We start from the raw sequence: 19,499 nt of genomic DNA on the forward strand, positions 1-19,499 counted from the left end.
ATTCATCTCCCCTGCTCTGAGGCAGGCGACTACGGCCAGCAAGCCGGCGAAAATCGGCGCAAACTGGAGGCAGGCCGCTTGCATCCGCCCGCCAGATTTCTTCGTATATGGATTACATGGCCCCACGAGTGCGGAACCCAGACTGCGCCAGCACGATCTGGGTCTACCATTGATGCGATAAAGGAGAGATTGTCATGCAAACCCGACGCAACATGATGTTCAGGACCGGCGGCGGCCTGCTGTTGGGGAGCATGCTGGCGACATTGGGCTGGCGCGCCGGCGCAGCGGAAAAATATGAAATCATGCATACCGATGCCGAATGGAAGCAGCGCCTGAATCCGACCCAGTATGCCATCCTGCGGCAGGAAGCCACCGAAAGGCCGTTCTCCAGCCCGCTCGATCATGAAAAACGCGCCGGCACCTTCTTTTGCGCGGGCTGCGACCTGGCAGCCTTTTCTTCCAAGAGCAAATTCGACAGCGGCACCGGCTGGCCCAGTTTCTGGCAGCCCTTGCCGAACGCCATCGCCACCCGCAGCGACAGCACGCTAGGCATGACGCGTACCGAAGTGCACTGCCGCCGCTGCGGCGGCCACCTCGGCCACGTCTTCGACGACGGCCCGAAACCGACTGGACTACGTTATTGCATGAATGGGGCGGTGCTGACCTTCAAACCAGAAGTTTGAACGGTCAGGCCAGAACCGCCGCCTGCGCTCAAACGCGCCGGGTACCGGTATCGACCGCCTTGGTCTGCCCCGATTCCAGGGTAAAGCCGGCGCCGGAGTCGGTGCCCATCACCTTGACCAGATAGGGCATCAGTTCCTTCAGCATCGGCTCCAGCGTCCACGGCGGGTTGATTACGAACATGCCGCTGCTGTGCAGGCCGAAACCGTCCGGCGACGGTGTCTTCACGGTCAGCGTGACGTTCAGCCAGCCGTTGGCTTTCATGCGCTTGAGCTTGTCCGGCATCTGGCGCGACTCCATGCGGTTCAGCAGCGGATACCAGACGGCGTAAGTGCCGGTGGAGAAACGCGTCAGCGCGTCTTCGATGGTGTTCTTGACGTGGCGGTAGTCTTCTTTCACCTCGTAGGGCGGATCGATCAGCACCAGCCCACGGCGCGACGGCGGCGGCAGCAAGGCCTTCAGGCCGAGGAAGCCATCGCCCAGCTGGATCATGACGCGCTTGCCACGACCGTTGCCACGCGGGTTGCGCTCCGCATCCAGACGGCGGAAATTGTCGGTCAGGATCTTGCCGTCGCTCGGGTGCAATTCAAACAGGCGCAGACGGTCCTGCTCGCGCATGACGGCATCGGCGCAATACGGCGAACCCGGGTAATAGCGCAGCTTGCCGTCCGGATTCAGCTGCCTGACGATCTCCACGTACTCGGCTGCCGCCGGCGGCAGGTCCTTGCGGTCCCACAGGCGGCTGATGCCGGACTCGTACTCGGCATTTTTCGAGGCATAGCCGCCGTCCAGCGCGTACACGCCGGCGCCGGCGTGGGTATCGATGACCATGTAGGAGGTATCCTTCTGGCCCAGGTAACGCAACAGCTGGATGGTGACCAAGTGCTTCAGCACATCGGCATGATTGCCCGCATGGAAGGCATGGCGGTAACTCAACATAGGGAACTCTATCGTGGTGAAGTGTGTTGCCACACTCTACATCAAAGAACCGGTGCGCAACGTGGTAACGGTATGGCGGGCCCGGCTGGCGTGCAGAAGTGCGGTAAAGTCGCGCGGGAGCAGCTGTTTCCAGTGTCCCGCAGCGCAAACGACCCGCATTCTAACATTGCAGCGCGGGATGGCGGAGAAGGATGCAGCGGCCTCGCCGCCACGCTCTGCAAGCGGCGCATGCCAGAGCGGCAACTCATTCGCCGGCGGCTTGCACTTTCAACATCTGTTCCGCCACCGCGACGCAGGCTTCGATATGCTTGTTGCCGATCGCCCTGAAGGCGGAAAAGCCGATCGCCGCCGACACCATCTGGCCGGCGATAGGCACCAGCCGGGTGGCGTTCTTGGAAACGATCTTGACGCCGCTGCGGGTCAGGATTTTCAGCAGCAGCTCACGCGTCACCACCCGCCCTACCAGCGTACTGCCAAGGCCGACGATGGTGCTATACGTGGCCACCCGCAGCTTGGGCTGGAGTTTTTCGATCTGCTGCGGCGTCAGGCCGAAGGCCGCATTGATGTCTTCAATCAGGCGCGACAGCAGATGGATATCGACCGCGATATCGACGCCCATGATCGGCAAGGCAGAAGCGCCGGCCGACAGCAGCGCGCGCTTGGCCACCATCTGGCGGCAGCGCAGGCGCACCGCATGCAGCGCCGTGTCGGACGCCGGCAGCAGTGCGCCCGCGGTCTGCCGGGCTGGCTTGCGCCATGGCAGGCGATCCAGCATCAGCTGGCTGCCTTGCCTTTGACAAAGCCGTAGATCAGCAGCAGCACGAAGGCGCCGATGATGGAGCCGATGAAGCCGGCGCCCTGGCCGGCGTGATACCAGCCCAGCGCCTGGCCGACATAGCCGGCCAGGAAGGAGCCGGCGATGCCCAGCAAAGTGGTGACGATAAAACCCATGTTCTCGCGTCCGGGGTGTATCAGTTTAGCGATCACGCCGACGATGAAGCCTACGATGATGGTTCCCAGAATTTCCATAGATGCTCCTCATGGTTGATGGTGGTTGCGGAACGGCGGCGCCAGACACAGCCGCGGTCCGGCGTCCAATATAGAGCAAAGTGCGGCCATCTGCAGCGCTTGCAAGGTAAATTTATGTCAAATAGTCATTCCCGCGAACGCGGGAATCCATTCTTGTCGTTATATACATTAACATGGATCCCCGCATTCGCGGGGATGACGGCATTGTCTAAGGAATGTCTTGCAGACATTGGCCAAACAGCTTTCCCGGCTAGGCCCGCAGCTCGTGCGAGCGGTCCAGCCTGAAATAAGCATCCAGCAAGGATGTCTTGTAGACCGCCCCCAGCAGTTCCGGATCTTCATGGCTGCGCACCACCGGCAGCCGTTCGCCCTGATGGTCGAGGAAGGATTGCAAGGCATCGCCAAGCGACATGTCGGGCGTAACCACATGCAGGAATTCGCGCCGCACGAAATCCTCGGCCACCTTGGCCTGGGTGTCGGCTTTTTCCAGCAGGCAGGATGTAATGTCTTGCAGCGCCACCACGCCGCAATAGCGGTTGCGGTCGTCGACGATATAAATGTATTTCACCGGATACTTGAGGAACAGGCCGCTGATTTCAGAGAACGACGCCGTCAGCGGCAGCACCGTATCGGCCGGCCGGATCAGCTCGCTCATGTGGATGCCGCGCAGCCGCACCCGCTCCTGCGCATCGCGGTTGCGCTTGATGGTGATGTCGTACATGGAGGCGCCGTTGATGCTGCGCGCCACGAAGTAAGCCACCACGCAGGACAGCATCAGCGGCAGCACCACCTGATAGCTCAGGGTCATCTCGAAAATCATCAGGATCGCCATCAGCGGCGCGCTGGTGGCCGCCGCCAGGAAGGCGCCCATGCCCACCATGGCATAGGCGAACGGCGCCGAGGTCATGCCCGGCAGCAGCATGTGCAGCAGCTGGCCGAACAGATAGCCGATGGCGGCGCCGACGAACAGCGTCGGCGTGAAGATGCCGCCGACCGCGCCGGAGCCGGTGGTGATGCAGGTCGCCAGCACCTTGAGCAGCAGCACCAGCAGCACGCTCCACCACAGCCATGGCGTATGCAGCAGGGAATTGACCACGCTATAGCCGTTGCCCCAGACCTCCGGCATCCAGATCGAAATCAGGCCGACCAGCAGGCCGCCGACGCCCAGCCGCAGCGGCAAGGGCAAGCCGGTCTTGCCGAATGCTTGCTTGGAAACCGCCAGCAGGCGCAGGAATTGCGGCGCGGCGACGCCGGCCATGATCCCCAGCAGTACGAACCAGATGATCTCGATCCCGGCCAGCGGCGGGAATGGCGGCATCTCGTAAGCCGGATGATAGCCGGGCAGTTCGCGCATGGTGATGTTGGCCACCACCGAGGCCACCACCACCGGCCCGAAACTTTCCATGACGATCGCACCCAGCACGATCTCCGTCACAAAAAAAGCGCCGGCAATCGGCGCATTGTAGGCCGAGGTAATCCCCGCCGCCGCGCCGCACGCCACCAGCAGGCGCAAGCGCGCAGGGCTGAAATGGGTAAAGCGGCCGACCAGCGAGGCCGCCAGCGCCGACAGCTGCACCATCGGCCCTTCGCGTCCGATCGAGCCGCCGGTCACCACCGTTGCCAATGAAGACAGGCTGCGCAGCAGGCTCTGCCGCACCGGGATATTGCCGTCGCCGATCGCTACCGCTTCCATGTAATCCGAGGTAGCGCTGGTCGGCACCCGCTTGGCCAGCACCAGGATGGCGCCGGCGACCAGGCCGCCGGCCACCGGCAGCACCAGCCGCATCCACCACGGCAAGCTTTTTGCCATGGCGACAAAACTGCCGCTCTGGCCAGTCAGCAGCCATTGCAGGCCGTAGATGCACTCGCGGAACAGGACAGTCGCCAGCGCGCCCAGAAAGCCGACCACGGCCGCCCACAGCAGCATGGAATGGCTTTCGGAAAAATGAAACAGGCGCTGCAGGCGGATGCGGTAACCAAGGAGTGTGCTGCGGAGTGTGCTGCTTGAAAGCATGGTCGGTATCGGCAAGATGATCGTGTGGAAGTGCAGGGAATTAGCTTTGCGACTCTGCGGCGCCGCCGGCCGTCATCAGCCCGGAAAAATACGCCATGTCGGTCGCCACCGCCGCTTCCGCCCGCTCCTGCATGGCTTGATAGCGGACCAGGACTTCCTGCCCCAGCGCCGTCACCTGCGCCCCGCCGCCCTTGGCGCCGCCGGTGGCGGTCGCCACCAGGGGCTGGCGGAAGCATTGGTTCATGGCTTCCACCAGCAGCCAGGCACGCCGGTAGGACATGCCGATGGACCGTGCCGCCGCGGAAATCGAACCGCTTTGCTGTATCGCCAGCAGCAGCGCTGCCTTGCCGGGACCGAAGGCGATTGTCTCGCCTTGCAACACTCTGAGCCGTATCGATTTGGAATTTGCCATAGGCGCGATTGTAGCAAGGAGGTTGGCAGAATACAGGTATTTTGTTGACAACCACGTGATTGCGGCGGCAGCATCTCGGCTTCCGGGGTGCTGTTCGGGTTGACTCACGCTGTATCCTGCCATATATTTCGCTTTCCATTTTGTTACTTTCTGCCAGGAGATACTGCGATGTTGTGCCGCTTGAAACGCCTTGTTATTGCCAGCGCCCTTCCCCTTTTCCTGTTGACGCCGGCCGCCCATGCCGCCGACCTGGTAGTATCGGCCGCCGCCAGCCTGACCAACGCCTTCAAGGAACTCGGACAGTCATTCGAAGCGCAGAATCCGGACACCAAGGTGCTGTTCAACTTCGCCGCCTCCGACGTCTTGCTGCAGCAGATCATCAAGGGCGCGCCGGCCGACGTCTTTGCCTCGGCCGACCAGGAAGCCATGAACAAGGCGGAAGCGGAAAAAGCGGTGCAGCCTGCCAGCCGCAAGAATTTCGCCAACAACCAGATCGTGCTGATCGTGCCGGCCGACAGCCAGCTGCACATCACCCAGCTGCAGGACCTGACGCAGGCTGCGGTGAAACGCGTCGCCTACGGCAATCCGGCTTCGGTGCCGGTCGGCCGCTACACCAAGGCAGCGCTGGAACACGCTAATCTGTGGGATGCGGTGGCAGCCAAGGGCGTGCCGGCGCAGAACGTGCGCCAGAGCCTGGACTATGTCGCGCGCGGCGAAGTTGAAGCCGGCTTCGTGTTTTCCACCGATGCGGCAGTGATGCCGGACAAGGTCAAGGTCGCCGTGCGCGTGCCTTCGCAAACGCCGGTGAGCTATCCGATTGCCGTTACCAGCGACACCAAGCAAACTGAAATGGCGGCCAAGTTCGTCGCCTATGTGCTGTCGCCTGTCGGCCAGGCCACGCTGGCGCGCTATGGCTTCTTGAAACCCTGATGATCTGGGCGATCACACGAAACACCTGCTTGCACGCAATAGACCGCAGGGTGGGCACGCCTTTGTGCCCACGCGTGATCGCGATAACCGGAGTACAGACCCGCCCGGCACCGTAGCGTGTATGCATAGCAAATTCCAGCGTGGGCACGATGTGCCCACCCTACATCCGATGAATCAATAGTGTTATCGTCAAGTTCTTCCGCATCATGTCAAAGGTAAGCAGTGAATAGAAAGCAGCAATCATGAACAGCGGAGTCTGGGTCGCGCTCTCGCTGTCGCTGAAAGTCGCGGGCTGGGCCACCCTGCTCAACATGGTGCTCGGCGTTGCTGCTGCCTACGGCTTATCGCGCTGGCGCTCGCCGGCGCGCGACCTGGTCGATGCCGTGCTGACCCTGCCGCTGGTGCTGCCGCCAACCGTGCTCGGCTACTATCTGCTGGTATTGCTGGGGCGCCGCGGCGTATTCGGCGCCTGGCTGGAAAAATGGGGCATCGAACTGGTCTTCACCTGGCAAGGCGCAGTGATCGCCGCCACCATCGTCGCCTTTCCGCTGGTTCTCAAATCTGCCCGCGCAGCCTTTGAAAACGTCGATGCGCAACTGGAAAATGCCGCCCGCGTACTCGGCGTGTCAGAAGCCGGGGTGTTCTTCCGCGTGACCTTGCCGCTGGCCTCCAAGGGCATTATCGCCGGCGTGCTGCTGGCTTTCGCCCGCGCTCTGGGCGAATTCGGCGCCACGCTGATGATCGCTGGCAACCTGCCGGGCCGCACCCAGACCTTGTCGGTGGCGATCTACGAAGCAGTGCAGGCTGGTGACGACCAGACCGCCAACCTGCTGGTGCTGATCACCTCCGCCACCTGCATCGTGGTGCTGCTGATCGCCGGCCGCCTGCTGCCGAAAAGCCAGCGCCGCCGCAACACATGAGGATAGCGCCATGACCATAGAGATCAGCATCCGCAAGCACATGCAGGCCGACGACCGCGGTTTCGACCTGGATATCGCCCTCAGCACCGAAAGCAACCGGGTAGTGCTGTACGGCCCGTCCGGCGCCGGCAAGAGCCTGACCCTGCGCGCGATCGCCGGTTTGCTGACGCCGGACGAAGGCGTGATACGGCTCAAGCAACATACCCTGTTCGACAGCGCGGCAGCCATCTGCCTGCCGCCGCAGCAGCGCAAGGTAGCTTATCTGTTCCAGGACTACGCCCTGTTTCCGCATCTCACGGTGGCGCAAAATGTGGCTTTCGGCTTACGTTCTGGTTGCACCAACATGCGCCGTCCGCATGAGCATCCGGCGGTGCAGAAATGGCTGGCCTCATTCGAGCTGACCACCACCGCCAACAGCTATCCGCACCAGCTGTCCGGCGGTCAGCGCCAGCGCGTGGCGCTGGCCAGGGCGCTGGTGCTGGAGCCGGACATCCTGCTGCTGGACGAACCGTTTTCCGCGCTCGACCTCAGCCTGCGCGAAAAGATGCGCTACGAACTGTCGGAGCTGCAGCGGCGGCTGAACGTGCCGATGATGGTGATCACGCACGATCCGGCCGACCTCACCCTGCTGGGCGACGACATCTTCGAGATTCGCGACGGCAGCATTTCCAGGGCCAAGTGAAAATCCCATGAAAAAAGCGCAGAACCGAAGCGGTCTGCGCTTTTTTTTTAACTTGTAGGGTGGGCACGCTTTTGTGCCCACACGGATACCGCTACAGCGTGGGCACAAAAGCGTGCCCACCCTACACACTGTCTTTTCGCTAATTAGAAAATGTGACGGATACCGACGGCTACGCCAGTCACGCTATCCTTGCCGACCAGTTCCGACAAGGCTGCATCTTTCGCCTTGTTGTAATCGACCGTGCCATACACCTGGGTACGCTTGGACAGTGCATATTCCGCCACGCCGACCAGCGCGTAGCGTGTGCCGTCGCCCAGGTTGCCGAGGGTGGCAACAGTGACGTTCTTGCTCTTGTCATAGTAGCCGGCTGCAGTCAGGGACCACGCTGGGGTTGCCTGGAAAGTCGCGCCCAGGAAGTAAGCATTGTCCTGACGCTGGATGCCACCGATGCCGCCATTGGTTGCCGCTGCGCTGCCGGAAACGCCGAAATATGCCGGTGTCGTGCCAGTGCTGTCCTTGATCCGATAGTAGCCGCCGAACAGCTTGGCTGCGCCGATGGCGTAGGACAGGCTCAGGTTATAGGCAGTGTCTTTCCAGTCGGAGTTGGTCGGGCTGATAGTTTGCTGATAGCCGCCGCCGATGGAAAATGGGCCAGCCGTGTACTGGCCGGTAGCGCCAAACTGGCTGCCGGTCTTGAGCGAACCGGCTTTTTCACCCGCTGCGTAGCTCAGGCCGCCAGCGAAACCGCCGAATGTGCCGTAGTACTTGATCATGTTGGAATTGCGGACCAGGGTGGCGCCGGCAGGCATCCAAGCATTCTGGTCGTAGTTGCCGACGGTCAGCGGATCGAAGTGATCGGCCATCAGGTCAAACAACGGTGTCTGTTGACGGCCCAGGGTGACCGTGCCGAAGGAACCGCTCAGGCCGACGTAAGATTGGCGGCTGAACAAAGTGCCGGCGCTGGACAAGCTGCCGTTATCCGAATTGAAGCCGTTTTCAAGGCGGAAAATGGCTTTCAGGCCGCCGCCGAGATCTTCAGTGCCCTTGAAACCCAGGCGGCTGTTCGAGATCGCGCCGTTGGTGATCACAAAGTTCTTTTGGCCAGCGGCGTTGTCGCTGCTGAGATAGCGGATGCTGGTATCGACGATACCGTAGATCGTGACGGAGGTCTGCGCCATTGCGCCGCTGCTCGCCAGGCCCGCCGCTACCAGCAACAAGGAATATTTTTTCATGCACGTCTCCATAGGATTAATATTTTTTAGATTTTGTACGGCGGACTGGTGCAAGTGCAGCCAGATTTCAGCCACGCTGCCCTACCGCCGCTTTACCACTACTGCCCGCTACTACTGCATCAACGCCGCCATTTTCGGCGTTGTAGCGGGCTATAACAACCAAATCAAGAGCGCCTGTCACGTACCCGACGCGCATGGCGGCGTTACAAATGCTCGCAATAGTCTCGCTATTGCTGCGCTTTGCGCCTTGCCCTGCGCGCCGGGTACGTGCCCTTCGCTCTCGATTCGGCTGTTACAGCCCGCTCGGGTAAAGCTGAGCCGCCATCATAGCAGGCTAACTTTCCCCCAAGACAAGCTGTTGCAAAAACACAACTCGAATTTATTCCGCCTTCAGTACGCCGCGGCGGATCTGGTCGCGTTCGATCGACTCGAACAGGGCCTTGAAGTTGCCTTCGCCGAAGCCCTCGTCGCCCTTGCGCTGGATGAACTCGAAAAATACCGGGCCCAGCGTATTGGCCGAAAAGATCTGCAGCAGCAGGCGCTGGCCCTGGTCGTTGGAGACGCCGTCCAGCAGGATGCCGCGCATCTGCAGCTGGTCGGTCGGCTCGCCGTGGCCAGGCAAGCGCCCTTCCAGCATCTCGTAATACGTCGCCGGCGGCGCCACCATGAATTTGGTGCCCATTTTCTTCAGGGCATCCCAGGTCTGCACCAGGTTGTCGGTCGCCAGCGCGATATGCTGGATGCCTTCGCCGCTGAACTGCATCAGGAATTCCTCGATCTGGCCCGAGCCCTTGGACGATTCTTCATTCAAAGGAATGCGGATCATGCCGTCCGGAGCGCTCATCGCCTTCGACGTCAGGCCGGTGTATTCGCCCTTGATGTCGAAATAACGAACTTCGCGGAAATTGAACAGTCGCTCATAGAACGCCGCCCAGTGCGCCATGCGGCCGCGGTAGACGTTGTGGGTCAGATGGTCGATAGTCTTGAGGCCGGCGCCGACCGGGTTGCGCTCGACGCCATCGATGAATTCGAAATCGATGTCATAGATCGACTTGCCCGGCGTGAAGCGATCGATCAGATACAGCGGCGCGCCGCCGATACCCTTGATCGCCGGCAGCCGCAGTTCCATCACGCCAGTGGCCATGTCCATCGGCTCGGCGCCCAGTTCCAGCGCGCGCTGGTAAGCCTTGTGCGCATCCTTGACGCGGAACGCCATGCCGCAGGCAGACGGTCCGTGTTCGGCGGCAAAGTAATGCGCCGGACTTTTCGGCTCATGGTTGATGATGAAATTGATATCGCCCTGGCGATACAGCGACACATTCTTGGAACGGTGACGGGCAACCTTGACGAAACCCATGGCCTCGAAGGCCGGCTCGATCACGTTGGGGACGGGCGATGCGTACTCGACGAATTCAAAGCCGCACAGGCCCATGGGGTTATCAAATAATTCAGTCATGCGCTACTCCTGGTATAGATAAAGTCTGGTGGACTGGGTCAACATGGATCAGCCGCGGGTAGCGGCTTTCTCCGTAATTTCTGGCTTGATCAGTTGCTGCAATGCGATTTCAAACGCGACTTTCGCAATCCCGGTCGTACTGGCCGAATGGCCGTGGCACTTTTCCAGAGCCGCGGCGACAGTCGCCGAGACATCGCCGAAGATGGCTTCGTCCGACACCTCGACCTGGCTCTGCATGAGGAAGGCAAAGGCGCGCGCCATGCCGCAGTTGGCGACGAAGTCCGGGATCACGGCGACGCGGTGGTCGGCATGCTCATAGATCGGGCCGTAGAAGATGTCGCTGTCGGCAAACGGCACATTGGCGCCGCTAGCCACCACTTCCAGACCGTTGGCGATGAGCTGGTCGACCTGCTCCTGCCTGACCAGGCGCGAGCCGGCGCATGGCAGGAAAATGTCGGCGCCGACGCTCCAGATGGCGGCGTTGCACTCTTCGAAGGACAGCATGTTGTCGGCGATCAGCTGGTTGCCCTGCTTGGCCAGAAACAAGGCATGTACTTCTTCGTAGCTATAGCCGTCGGCCTTGATCAGGCCGCCGTTGCGGTCGATGATGCCGACCACGCGCGCGCCGGCCTTGGCCAGGTAATAAGCCGCGGTCGAGCCGACATTGCCCCAGCCTTGCACGATCACGCGCTTGCCTTCGAGATTGCCGCCGTACAGGCGGTAGTAATGGCGCACCGATTCCGCCACGCCCCAGCCGGTGATCAGGTCTGCCACCAGGTATTTGCGGCTGGCTTGCGGCGTGTAGCGGACGTCTTCCACCACCTTGGCCACGCCCATGCGCAGCTGGCCGACCTTCTGGATGCGCTCGTTGTCGCTAGGCTCGAAATGGCCGTTGACGATGCCTTCCTGCGGATGCCAGAGGCCGTAGCGCTCGGTCATTGGAATCACTTCATGCACTTCGTCGACATTGAGGTCGCCGCCGGTACCGTAGTAAGTCTTCAGCAAAGGCGTGACCGCCTTGTACCAGCGGCTCAGGACGCCAGCCTTGCGCGGATCGGCAGGGTCGAAATCGATGCCCGACTTGGCGCCGCCGATGGCCGGGCCGGAGACGGTAAACTTGACTTCCATGGTCTTCGCCAGCGACTCCACTTCGCGCCGGTCCAGCCCGCTGCGCATGCGCGTACCACCGCCGGCAGCGCCGCCGCGCAGCGAATTGATCACGATCCAGCCGCGCGCCGGCGTCTCGGCGTCATGCCATTCAAAGACAATTTCCGGCGCCTTGCTTTCAAACGCATTGAGTAAAGCCTTCATACTGCTCCTTCAGATTTCCATGGTTACAACGACCCTGCTTCCGCCAGCCTGATCAGCCTAGCAGCAGCTTGTCGTCATCGATTTTTTCGCCGCGGGTGGTTTCAAACATCCGCAGCAGATCCGGCACATCCAGGCCGCGGCGCTGCTCGCCGTGCACATCCAGAATCACTTTTCCCTCGTGCAGCATGACGGTGCGCGAACCGTAATCCAGCGCCTGGCGCATGCTGTGGGTGACCATCATGGCCGTCAGCTTGCTCGATTCGACGATCTTGGCCGTCAGCGACAAGATGAAAGCCGCGGTCTTGGGGTCCAGCGCCGCGGTATGCTCATCCAGCAGCAAAATGCGCGAAGGCTGCAGCGACGCCATCAGCAGGCTGACCGCCTGGCGCTGACCACCGGACAGCAAGCCCATGCGGTCCGACAGGCGGTTTTCCAGTCCCAGGCCGAGGATGCTGAGCTTTTCGCGGAACAGCTCGCGCAGGTTGCGGTTCAGGGAAAAGCGCAGGCCGCGCTTGCTGCCGCGCTTCCAGGCCAGCGCCATGTTTTCTTCAATCGTCAGGCTTTCGCAGGTGCCCGCCATCGGGTCCTGGAATACGCGCGCCACCAGGTCGGCGCGCTGCCAGCTGGAACGCCGCGTAGCGTCGGTGCCGTCGATGGTGATGCTGCCGCTGTCGACCATCAGGTCGCCGCAGACCGCATTCAGCATGGTCGATTTACCGGCGCCGTTGGAGCCGATCACAGTGACGAACTGGCCGGAGGGGATTTCCAGCGACAGGCCGCGCAAGACCTTGTTTTCAATCGGCGTGTCGGGATTGAACGTGATTTCCAGGTTATCGAGTTTCAACATCAGTTTTCCCCTTTGCGCGCTGCCAGGCCATTGTTGATCGTCGTGGCAGGCTTGGGCTTGCCATTGCCGCGCATGCGCCTGTAACTGCGCTTGAAATTAGGAATCAGCAGCGCCAGGCCGACCAGCAACGCCGTCACCAGATTCAAGTCCTGCGCCTTGAGGCCGATGAAATCCATGTCCAGCGCCAGCGCAATGAAGAAGCGATACAGCACCGCGCCGAAGATACAGGCCGCCGTGGTCACCACCAGGCTGCGCGCCGGCAGCACGGTTTCACCGATGATCACCGCCGCCAGGCCGATCACGATGGTGCCGATGCCCATCGAAATATCGGCGCCGCCCTGGGTCTGCACGAACAGCGCGCCGGCCAGCGCTACCAGCGCATTGGAAATCGCCAGGCCCCACACCGTCTGGCGGTTGGTGGAGATACCCTGGGCGCGCGCCATGCGCGCATTGGCGCCGGTGGCGCGCATGGCCAAACCGGTCTCAGAAGCGAAAAACGCATCTAGCAAGAGCTTGGCGATCAGCACGATCACCAGCATCACCAGCGGCTGCACCCAGTAGTCCGGCAAGTCGCCGATGCTGGTCATGCTGAACACCGTCGGCTCGCTGATCAGCGCCACGTTAGGTTTGCCCATGATGCGCAGGTTGACCGAATAGAGAGCAATCATGACCAGGATACTGGCCAGTAATTGCATGATCTTCAGGTAGACATTCAGGCAGGCGGTCACGCAGCCAGCCAGGCCGCCGGCCAGCAGCGCGACGAAGGTCGCCAGGAAAGGATTCCAGCCAGAGACGATCAGGGTTGCGGCAACGGCGCCGCCGAGAGGGAAACTGCCATCGACCGTCAGGTCGGGAAAATTGACGACACGGAGAGACAAGAACACGCCAAGTGCGACCAGGCCGAAAATCAGGCCGATCTCGATGGCGCCAAGTGAAGCGATGAGCGACATAAACATCCTTAAATTACGGAGCCACGGCTACCCGGAACAGCAGGCCGACCGCGGCTCACCGGCAAAAACACGCCAAATCAGGCAAACCAGAATCTGCGAAGCAAAAGCTGGCGGATGACGGCATGCGTCATCCGCCATTCCTCTTTATTGTTCGACGACTTTGGCAGACTTGACCAGATCAGCCGGCAAGGTCAGGCCTTGCTTGAGCGCTGCCTTAGGATTCACGTACAGCTCGAATGTCGTACTGGTTTGCGAAGCGATCTTGCCTGGCGCTTCGCCCTTCAGGATGCGCACCACGATCTTGCCGGTCTGGCGGCCGAGGTCGTAGTAGTTGAGACCGATCGCAGCGGCGGCGCCGCGCTTGACTGCGCCGGTGTCGGCGGCAACCACCGGCAACTTGGCTTGCTCGGCCACCTTGACGATGCCCTCAAACGCCGACATGACGTTGTTGTCGGTCGGCGCATAGATGACGTCGGCCTTGCCGATCAGGCTTTGCGCCGCGCTCGGCACATCGATGGTGCGGGCCGCAGCCGCTTCCACCAGGGTCAGGTCGGTGCCGGCCAGCAGCTTCTTGAGCGATTCGACGATAGACACCGAGTTGGCTTCGCCTGGGCTGTAGATGACGCCGATGCGCTTGGCTTTCGGCGCCACCTTGCGGATCAGTTCGATCTGCTTGTCCAGAGGCGACATGTCGGACACGCCGGTGACGTTGGTGCCGGACGCATCCCAGCTCTTCACCAGCTTGGCGGCGACCGGATCGGTCACGGCCGCGTAAACAATAGGCACGGTCTTGGTGGCCGATACCAGCGCCTGGGCGGAAGGCGTAGCGATCGCCACGGCGACATCCGGCTGGCTGCCGGCATATTTGCGGGCGATCTGCGCCGCAGTGCCGGTATTGCCTTGCGCGCTCTGGTATTCGAACTTCAGGTTCTTGCCGGCTTCGTAGCCTTCGGCCTTCAACTCGTCCTTGACGCCGTCGCGCACGGCATCCAGCGCCGGGTGTTCGACGATGGCCGTAACCACCACCGTTTTGTCCGCAGCATAGGCAGCGGAAGCGGACACGCCCGCCAGGCTCAGCAGCACGACAGATGCAATTGCGGAACGCAAGAAAGGAAATTTCATGACTTTGTCTCCAAATGAGTCAGTTTGGTTGCCGGGAATCGGCCTCTTTATTATATTGCAACAGGGGATTATTCTGGCCTGCGCCCTTGCCGCTCTATCTATTATTTTGAAAAAAGTATAGCTTTGAACGCTGAAAATTGGTTTGCGAGTTGCGCCCGATTTTTATACCGTTATGAAATATAATTTCGTCACAAATCCAGAAATCGAGAATAAATTGCACAAAATTGATATCGATCAAATCGACCGCAAAATGTTGACCTTCCTGCAGCAGAACGGCCGAGCATCCAATCTGGAACTGGCGGAAGCCGTCAGCCTGTCCGCCCCGCAATGCCACCGCCGCCATCGCCGGCTGGAGGAAGCCGGCTTCATCGTCGGCTACGAAACCCGGCTGAGCCCGGCCAGCCTGGGGCTGAACGTGATCGCCTTTGTCCATGTATCGATGGAGAAAGGACATATTAACGACTTATCGGGATTCAAGACAGCCATCAACGAATGGCCGCAAATCCTGGAGTGCTACTCGATCACCGGCGATTTCGACTATGTCTTGAAGGTGACCGCGCGCGATCTGAAGGAATTATCGGACTTCCTGATGGAAAAACTGATGCGCATGCGCGGTGTCAGCGGTGTGCGCTCCAGTGTCTGCCTGGATGAAATCAAGGCCACCAACATGCTGCCGCTGCCGCCGGCCTGAAGCGGCGCTCAAATAAAAAAGCCGCACCCTTGTGGGATGCGGCTTTCTGGAGCGCTGGCGAGATAACACCCGCACTCTGCCGGCGAACCGGCGTTCAATAAACCAGGTCGTTCTACTGAATCAAGCTAATCAAGCCACCTTGGCTTCGAAGAATTGCTCATCTTCGGTCGAGCCGTGCAGCGCGGTAGTCGAGGACTGGCCTTGCTGGATGGCCTGGGTCACGGCGTCGAAGTAGCCGGTGCCGACTTCGCGCTGGTGCTTGACCGCGGTGAAGCCCTTGTCGGCGGCAGCGAATTCTGCTTCCTGCAGCTCGACGAAAGCCGACATCTGGTTGCGTGCATAGCCGTGCGCCAGGTTGAACATCGAGTAGTTCAGCGCGTGGAAACCGGCCAGCGTGATGAACTGGAACTTGTAGCCCATCGCGCCCAGTTCTTTCTGGAACTTGGCGATGGTGGCGTCGTCCAGATTCTTTTTCCAGTTGAACGATGGCGAGCAGTTATAGGCCAGCATCTTGCCCGGGAACTTGGCATGCACCGCTTCCGCGAATTTCTTGGCGAAGGCCAGGTCCGGCTTGCCGGTTTCGCACCACACCAGGTCGGCGTACGGCGAGTAAGCCAGTGCGCGCGAGATGGCCTGGTCGATGCCTGGACGGGTCTTGTAGAAGCCTTCGACGGTGCGCTCGCCGGTCAGGAACGGCTTGTCGTTTTCATCGACGTCGGAAGTCAGCAGGTCGGCCGCTTCGGCATCGGTACGGGCGATCACCAGTGTCGAGGTGCCGGAAACGTCGGCCGCCAGGCGCGCCGCGTTCAGCTTTTCAACCGCTTCACGGCTTGGCACCAACACTTTGCCGCCCATGTGACCACACTTCTTGACAGATGCCAGCTGATCTTCGAAGTGAACACCGGCAGCGCCGGCATCGATCATCGATTTCATCAGTTCGTAGGCATTCAAGACGCCGCCGAAACCGGCTTCCGCATCGGCCACGATAGGGGCGAAGAAGTCGATATCGTCCTTGCCTTCCGACCATTGGATCTGGTCGGCGCGCTGGAAAGTATTGTTGATGCGTTTGACTACCAGCGGCACCGAGTTGGCTGGATAGAGCGACTGGTCGGGATACATTTCACCGGCCAGGTTGGCGTCGCCGGCAACTTGCCAGCCTGACAGATAGATCGCTTTCAAACCGGCTTTGACTTGCTGCATGGCCTGGTTGCCGGTCAGTGCGCCGAGGGCGTTGACGAATGGCTCCTCGTGCAGCAGCGTCCACAGCTTGTCGGCGCCGCGCTTTGCCAGCGAGTGTTCGATCTGCACCGAACCGCGCAGACGCACCACGTCTTCTGCCGAGTAATTGCGGGTAACGCCCTTCCAGCGTGGATTCTCTGCCCAGTCCTTGGCCAGTGCGGCAACTTGCTGTTCACGTGTAGTCATCGTCGTTCTCCTGTTAAAAACAAAAAGTGAAATCAAATCCGATGACTAAATAGTAGGCTTATCTGTGCGAGGCAACAAGGTCTTATATAAGACATATAAGTTTTTTTATTTTCTTTAAATTCAAATACTTAACTTCTATTTTTTGCGATGTGGAATAAAATTTCTGAGAATGAAATTTAAAAATGGTGCTCTGCGTTTGCATTTTTCACATTATGAAATGCAAATTGCGTATCCTGAAAAATGCAAAAAAAAGCGGAGAGCAAGCTCCCCGCCTTCACCTTACGGCTTAAAGCAGTCGTAGGGTGGGCAGATTTTCTGCCCACGCTGACGAATCATCTGCGTTCTGCGTGGGCAGAAAATCTGCCCACCCTACCCTTCCTATAAAGCCAGCTATAAAACCGGCTTTGCTTAAAACGCCTTGCTCATCGACAAATAGAAACCGCGCCGCTGCCCATACTGCGGCGCGCCGACGCCGATGCCGGAACCGTCACGGATTTCATACACCTTGTCGAACAGGTTGATCACGCTCAAGCGGGTGGTGACCTTGCCGATCGGGCTTTCGCCGAACACGTGGCTGGCGCCCAGGTTGACTTCGGTATACGCCGCCAAGTGATCGGTATTGGCGAAACCGCTGCGCAAGCCGCTGCCGAACAAGGCATCGGCGGTCAGGGTGGTGCCTTGCCACAGATAAGAAACCCCGGTCGAAGCGGTAATGGCCTGGTCATGGTCCAAATGCACCCAGTGGTTCGAGATGTACGTCAGCTCATCCTGGCCGAAGTTGTACTGGCTGGAGGTGATGTTCTTGCCCAGCGCCACGGAACGCGCCAGGTTCAGGTAGGCCGACAGATTGTCCTTGTGGTAGTTGAGGGTCAGCTCCAGGCCGTACACCTTGCCTTGTGCGTAGTTGAACGGCGTGTACAGCAAGGCCGAGCCGAACTGTCCTTCGTCCAGCAGGTTCTTGACCTTCTTGTAGTAGCCATCCAGTCCCAGAGTGACGTGCTGCGTGAGCTGGTGATTGACGCCGAGGTCGTAATAATCCGAGCTCTCCGCCTGCACCGGGTCGTTCTGGCTGCTGGCGGAAGCGTTGGTCGTGCCATTGAAGCTGGCGACAGTACTGGCGCCGATCAGCTCGCTGGCCGGCGGCGTGAAGTACTTGGCGTAGCCGGCGTGGAAAGTGGTGCGCGGCGTCATCTGGTACACCACGCCGATGCGCGGGCTGAACTGGCTGGCGTTCACATAGGCATTCACCCAATCGGCGCGGGCGCCGTAATTGACGGTGACCTGGTCGCTGATTTTCCATTCGTCCTGCAGGTAGACGCCGGCCTGGTTGGTGGTCTTCTGGCTGCTGTCGGCCAGCGTGATCGGCTGAGTCGACGACTGGTTACCGCTGTCGTCGGTCGGAAAAGTCAGCGAATTGTCGCTGTTCTTCAAGTTCTCGCGGGTGTAGTTGACGCCGGCGCGGATGGTGTGACTGGCGTTCAGGCGATAGCTGCCGTCGGCCTGCAAGCCATTCGCCAGGCCGGTGCGCAATACGCGCGAAGCCACGCCGGTATACAACAAGTCGCCGACCTGGTCCGGTTCGAACAGCACCTTGGAATAACGGCTGAAGGCGGCCACTTGGTAATCGATGTCGGAACCGATCTTGCCTTGCAGCGCAAGAATGCCGTAGCGATTGGTTTCATGCTGCCGTTCATTGACGTCGGCGGATGGATAGTCGGTCACGCCGTCAAGCTGGAAGCCGGGCGTCTTGCCTGGACTGTTCGGTATCTGGAACCGGCCGTCGGAATTACCGAGAATCAGGCTGACGCAGGTATCAGGATCGAGCAGATAAGAGAAATAGCCGAAGGCCTTGTTTTGCAAGGTGCGGTCATGCAAGGCGCTGGAGGCGCCGGTAGGATTCTCGATGCCGAGGTTGTTGGCTTCGAACGAACCGTTGATGTAATAGCTGAAGGAATCGGTGCTGCCGCTGACGTCGCCGTTGATCTGGCGCGTGTTGTTGCTGCCGATCTGCACGCCGATATTGCCGCCGTTGGCCAGCTCGCCGTTCTTGGTATGGATATCGACCACGCCGGCGGTGCGGTAGCCATACTGCGCCGGCAAGGCGCCGGTGAGCACGCTGACGCTGTCGACAAAGCGCGTATCCAGGGTCTGGCCGAAGCCGGAAATGCTTTCCGGCAGGATGATGCCGTTCAAGCGGTACTGCAGATTAGCGTGGTCGCCGCGTACGTGCAACTGGCCGAAGGAATCCTGGGCCACGCCAGGCGCGCGCAGCAGCACTTCGTTGAAGGCAGTGTCTTCGCCCTGCGGCATGGCGGCGATTTCCTTGCGGCCGATGCGGTAGATGCTGCTGCCGGTTTCCACCTGGATGCCGTTGCGGGCGCGGTCCAGGCGGTCGGCGGTGACCACCACCGCATTGCTCGCGCTGACTGTGCCGGCACTGGCTTTCAAGGTTACGTCCGCGGTTGCGCCATTCTCGTCGACCACGGTGACCGTGCCGTTCTCCGACTGGAACGACGGCTTGCCGACGCTGATGGCATAGCTGCCTGGCGCGATGTCGCTAAACGTGAAATGGCCTTGCTGGTCGCTCTTGGTAGTGCCAACCGCTTTGCCGGCAGCGTCTTTCAGGGCGACTGTCGCATCCGGCAAAGGCTGACCGAGGGCGTCGTGGATAGCGCCGCTGATCTGTTTGGGGGCGGACTGTGCATAGGCAGCAGATGGCGCAAAACCGGCGCAGCCATAGGCTAGCGCAATCATGGCGCTCAATTGTAGTGGGCGCAACAAGCGTGATTTCATTCTCAAACTCCGATAAGACGAATAAGCCGGCCAGCGTTTTCCGCATCTGCCCGTTGCTAAAGATC

At 60.5% G+C, this 19,499-nt stretch carries 19 protein-coding genes; 6 read left to right on the top strand and 13 right to left on the bottom strand.

Translation table 11 applies throughout. The features are described 5' to 3' along the window. Positions 1-194 precede the first annotated feature (194 nt). On the top strand, positions 195-683 hold the full coding sequence (gene msrB / locus VNZ65_RS05205) for a peptide-methionine (R)-S-oxide reductase MsrB (RefSeq protein WP_325666753.1): 489 nt from the start codon (positions 195-197) through the stop codon (positions 681-683). Between the two features lie 28 nt (positions 684-711). On the opposite strand, the gene VNZ65_RS05210 is transcribed toward msrB, so the two are convergent. From VNZ65_RS05210 to VNZ65_RS05230, 5 genes are all read right to left on the bottom strand, one after another. Beyond that, positions 712-1,620, bottom strand: a complete 909-nt coding sequence (locus VNZ65_RS05210; RefSeq protein WP_325666755.1) for a 23S rRNA (adenine(2030)-N(6))-methyltransferase RlmJ — start codon at positions 1,618-1,620, stop codon at positions 712-714. 244 nt (positions 1,621-1,864) lie between these two features. Further along, positions 1,865-2,395, bottom strand: a complete 531-nt coding sequence (locus VNZ65_RS05215) for a hypothetical protein (RefSeq protein ID WP_325666757.1) — start codon at positions 2,393-2,395, stop codon at positions 1,865-1,867. Further along, the gene (locus VNZ65_RS05220) at positions 2,395-2,649 is read right to left on the bottom strand and encodes a GlsB/YeaQ/YmgE family stress response membrane protein (RefSeq protein WP_325666759.1); all 255 of its coding nucleotides are present in this window, start codon (positions 2,647-2,649) and stop codon (positions 2,395-2,397) included. The genes VNZ65_RS05215 and VNZ65_RS05220 overlap by 1 nt, the downstream gene beginning before the upstream one ends. Positions 2,650-2,899: 250 nt before the next feature. After that, positions 2,900-4,663, bottom strand: coding sequence for a ClcB-like voltage-gated chloride channel protein (locus tag VNZ65_RS05225; protein ID WP_325666761.1), 1,764 nt, complete (start codon positions 4,661-4,663; stop codon positions 2,900-2,902). Positions 4,664-4,703: 40 nt separating this feature from the next. Continuing rightward, positions 4,704-5,075, bottom strand: coding sequence for a LysR family transcriptional regulator (locus VNZ65_RS05230; protein ID WP_325666763.1), 372 nt, complete (start codon positions 5,073-5,075; stop codon positions 4,704-4,706). Between the two features lie 168 nt (positions 5,076-5,243). On the opposite strand from VNZ65_RS05230, the gene modA reads away from it, so the two are divergent. The 3 genes from modA to VNZ65_RS05245 all read left to right on the top strand — a co-directional run bounded on the left by modA (position 5,244) and on the right by VNZ65_RS05245 (position 7,607). Beyond that, on the top strand, positions 5,244-6,005 hold the full coding sequence (gene modA / locus VNZ65_RS05235; protein WP_325666764.1) for a molybdate ABC transporter substrate-binding protein: 762 nt from the start codon (positions 5,244-5,246) through the stop codon (positions 6,003-6,005). A gap of 242 nt (positions 6,006-6,247) precedes the next feature. Then, complete coding sequence (gene modB, locus VNZ65_RS05240; RefSeq protein WP_325666765.1) at positions 6,248-6,925, top strand: molybdate ABC transporter permease subunit; 678 nt, start codon at positions 6,248-6,250, stop codon at positions 6,923-6,925. 10 nt (positions 6,926-6,935) lie between these two features. After that, positions 6,936-7,607 (top strand): ABC transporter ATP-binding protein, encoded by a 672-nt coding sequence (locus tag VNZ65_RS05245; RefSeq protein WP_325666766.1) that lies wholly within the window; start codon positions 6,936-6,938, stop codon positions 7,605-7,607. 143 nt (positions 7,608-7,750) lie between these two features. Here VNZ65_RS05245 and VNZ65_RS05250 read toward each other — a convergent pair whose 3' ends face one another. From VNZ65_RS05250 to VNZ65_RS05275, 6 genes are all read right to left on the bottom strand, one after another. Further along, positions 7,751-8,839 carry a porin gene (locus tag VNZ65_RS05250; RefSeq protein WP_325666768.1) on the bottom strand — a complete coding sequence of 363 codons (1,089 nt, stop codon included), beginning with the start codon at positions 8,837-8,839 and terminating at the stop codon, positions 7,751-7,753. 379 nt (positions 8,840-9,218) lie between these two features. Further along, a complete protein-coding gene (gene hppD / locus VNZ65_RS05255; RefSeq protein ID WP_325666769.1) occupies positions 9,219-10,295 on the bottom strand; it encodes a 4-hydroxyphenylpyruvate dioxygenase in 1,077 nt (358 codons plus the stop codon). A 48-nt stretch (positions 10,296-10,343) separates the two neighbouring features. Further along, complete coding sequence (locus VNZ65_RS05260) at positions 10,344-11,606, bottom strand: Glu/Leu/Phe/Val dehydrogenase dimerization domain-containing protein (protein ID WP_325666770.1); 1,263 nt, start codon at positions 11,604-11,606, stop codon at positions 10,344-10,346. A gap of 52 nt (positions 11,607-11,658) precedes the next feature. After that, a complete protein-coding gene (locus VNZ65_RS05265) occupies positions 11,659-12,453 on the bottom strand; it encodes an ABC transporter ATP-binding protein (protein ID WP_061939633.1) in 795 nt (264 codons plus the stop codon). Then, entirely contained in the window at positions 12,453-13,403 is a 951-nt protein-coding gene (locus tag VNZ65_RS05270) for an ABC transporter permease (protein WP_325666772.1), read from the bottom strand. Before VNZ65_RS05270 ends, VNZ65_RS05265 begins: the two co-directional genes overlap by 1 nt. Before the next feature lie 144 nt (positions 13,404-13,547). Continuing rightward, positions 13,548-14,525 carry an ABC transporter substrate-binding protein gene (locus VNZ65_RS05275; protein WP_325666774.1) on the bottom strand — a complete coding sequence of 326 codons (978 nt, stop codon included), beginning with the start codon at positions 14,523-14,525 and terminating at the stop codon, positions 13,548-13,550. Between VNZ65_RS05275 and VNZ65_RS05280 the strand changes: the two genes are divergently transcribed. Both VNZ65_RS05280 and VNZ65_RS05285 read left to right on the top strand, forming a co-directional pair. Beyond that, complete coding sequence (locus tag VNZ65_RS05280) at positions 14,524-14,646, top strand: hypothetical protein (RefSeq protein WP_325666776.1); 123 nt, start codon at positions 14,524-14,526, stop codon at positions 14,644-14,646. The genes VNZ65_RS05275 and VNZ65_RS05280 overlap by 2 nt on opposite strands. 93 nt (positions 14,647-14,739) lie before the next feature. After that, complete coding sequence (locus VNZ65_RS05285) at positions 14,740-15,216, top strand: Lrp/AsnC family transcriptional regulator (protein ID WP_325666778.1); 477 nt, start codon at positions 14,740-14,742, stop codon at positions 15,214-15,216. A 129-nt stretch (positions 15,217-15,345) separates the two neighbouring features. Here the strand turns inward: VNZ65_RS05285 and aceA are convergent, their stop codons facing one another. Further along, positions 15,346-16,641 (bottom strand): isocitrate lyase, encoded by a 1,296-nt coding sequence (gene aceA / locus VNZ65_RS05290; protein WP_061939625.1) that lies wholly within the window; start codon positions 16,639-16,641, stop codon positions 15,346-15,348. Positions 16,642-17,049: 408 nt separating this feature from the next. Next, positions 17,050-19,434 carry a TonB-dependent receptor gene (locus VNZ65_RS05295; protein ID WP_325666781.1) on the bottom strand — a complete coding sequence of 795 codons (2,385 nt, stop codon included), beginning with the start codon at positions 19,432-19,434 and terminating at the stop codon, positions 17,050-17,052. Between the last annotated feature and the right edge of the window lie 65 nt (positions 19,435-19,499).

It is taken from the genome of Collimonas sp. (genome assembly GCF_035566555.1).
In the GTDB taxonomy this organism is placed as follows: domain Bacteria; phylum Pseudomonadota; class Gammaproteobacteria; order Burkholderiales; family Burkholderiaceae_D; genus Collimonas.

Coding starts and splice junctions, on each gene's coding strand:
- msrB (WP_325666753.1), top strand. CDS start 195: ATGCAAACCCGACGCAACATGATGTTCAGGACCGGCGGCGGCCTGCTG.
- VNZ65_RS05210 (WP_325666755.1), bottom strand. CDS start 1,620: ATGTTGAGTTACCGCCATGCCTTCCATGCGGGCAATCATGCCGATGTG.
- VNZ65_RS05215 (WP_325666757.1), bottom strand. CDS start 2,395: ATGCTGGATCGCCTGCCATGGCGCAAGCCAGCCCGGCAGACCGCGGGC.
- VNZ65_RS05220 (WP_325666759.1), bottom strand. CDS start 2,649: ATGGAAATTCTGGGAACCATCATCGTAGGCTTCATCGTCGGCGTGATC.
- VNZ65_RS05225 (WP_325666761.1), bottom strand. CDS start 4,663: ATGCTTTCAAGCAGCACACTCCGCAGCACACTCCTTGGTTACCGCATC.
- VNZ65_RS05230 (WP_325666763.1), bottom strand. CDS start 5,075: ATGGCAAATTCCAAATCGATACGGCTCAGAGTGTTGCAAGGCGAGACA.
- modA (WP_325666764.1), top strand. CDS start 5,244: ATGTTGTGCCGCTTGAAACGCCTTGTTATTGCCAGCGCCCTTCCCCTT.
- modB (WP_325666765.1), top strand. CDS start 6,248: ATGAACAGCGGAGTCTGGGTCGCGCTCTCGCTGTCGCTGAAAGTCGCG.
- VNZ65_RS05245 (WP_325666766.1), top strand. CDS start 6,936: ATGACCATAGAGATCAGCATCCGCAAGCACATGCAGGCCGACGACCGC.
- VNZ65_RS05250 (WP_325666768.1), bottom strand. CDS start 8,839: ATGAAAAAATATTCCTTGTTGCTGGTAGCGGCGGGCCTGGCGAGCAGC.
- hppD (WP_325666769.1), bottom strand. CDS start 10,295: ATGACTGAATTATTTGATAACCCCATGGGCCTGTGCGGCTTTGAATTC.
- VNZ65_RS05260 (WP_325666770.1), bottom strand. CDS start 11,606: ATGAAGGCTTTACTCAATGCGTTTGAAAGCAAGGCGCCGGAAATTGTC.
- VNZ65_RS05265 (WP_061939633.1), bottom strand. CDS start 12,453: ATGTTGAAACTCGATAACCTGGAAATCACGTTCAATCCCGACACGCCG.
- VNZ65_RS05270 (WP_325666772.1), bottom strand. CDS start 13,403: ATGTCGCTCATCGCTTCACTTGGCGCCATCGAGATCGGCCTGATTTTC.
- VNZ65_RS05280 (WP_325666776.1), top strand. CDS start 14,524: ATGACTTTGTCTCCAAATGAGTCAGTTTGGTTGCCGGGAATCGGCCTC.
- VNZ65_RS05275 (WP_325666774.1), bottom strand. CDS start 14,525: ATGAAATTTCCTTTCTTGCGTTCCGCAATTGCATCTGTCGTGCTGCTG.
- aceA (WP_061939625.1), bottom strand. CDS start 16,641: ATGACTACACGTGAACAGCAAGTTGCCGCACTGGCCAAGGACTGGGCA.
- VNZ65_RS05295 (WP_325666781.1), bottom strand. CDS start 19,434: ATGAAATCACGCTTGTTGCGCCCACTACAATTGAGCGCCATGATTGCG.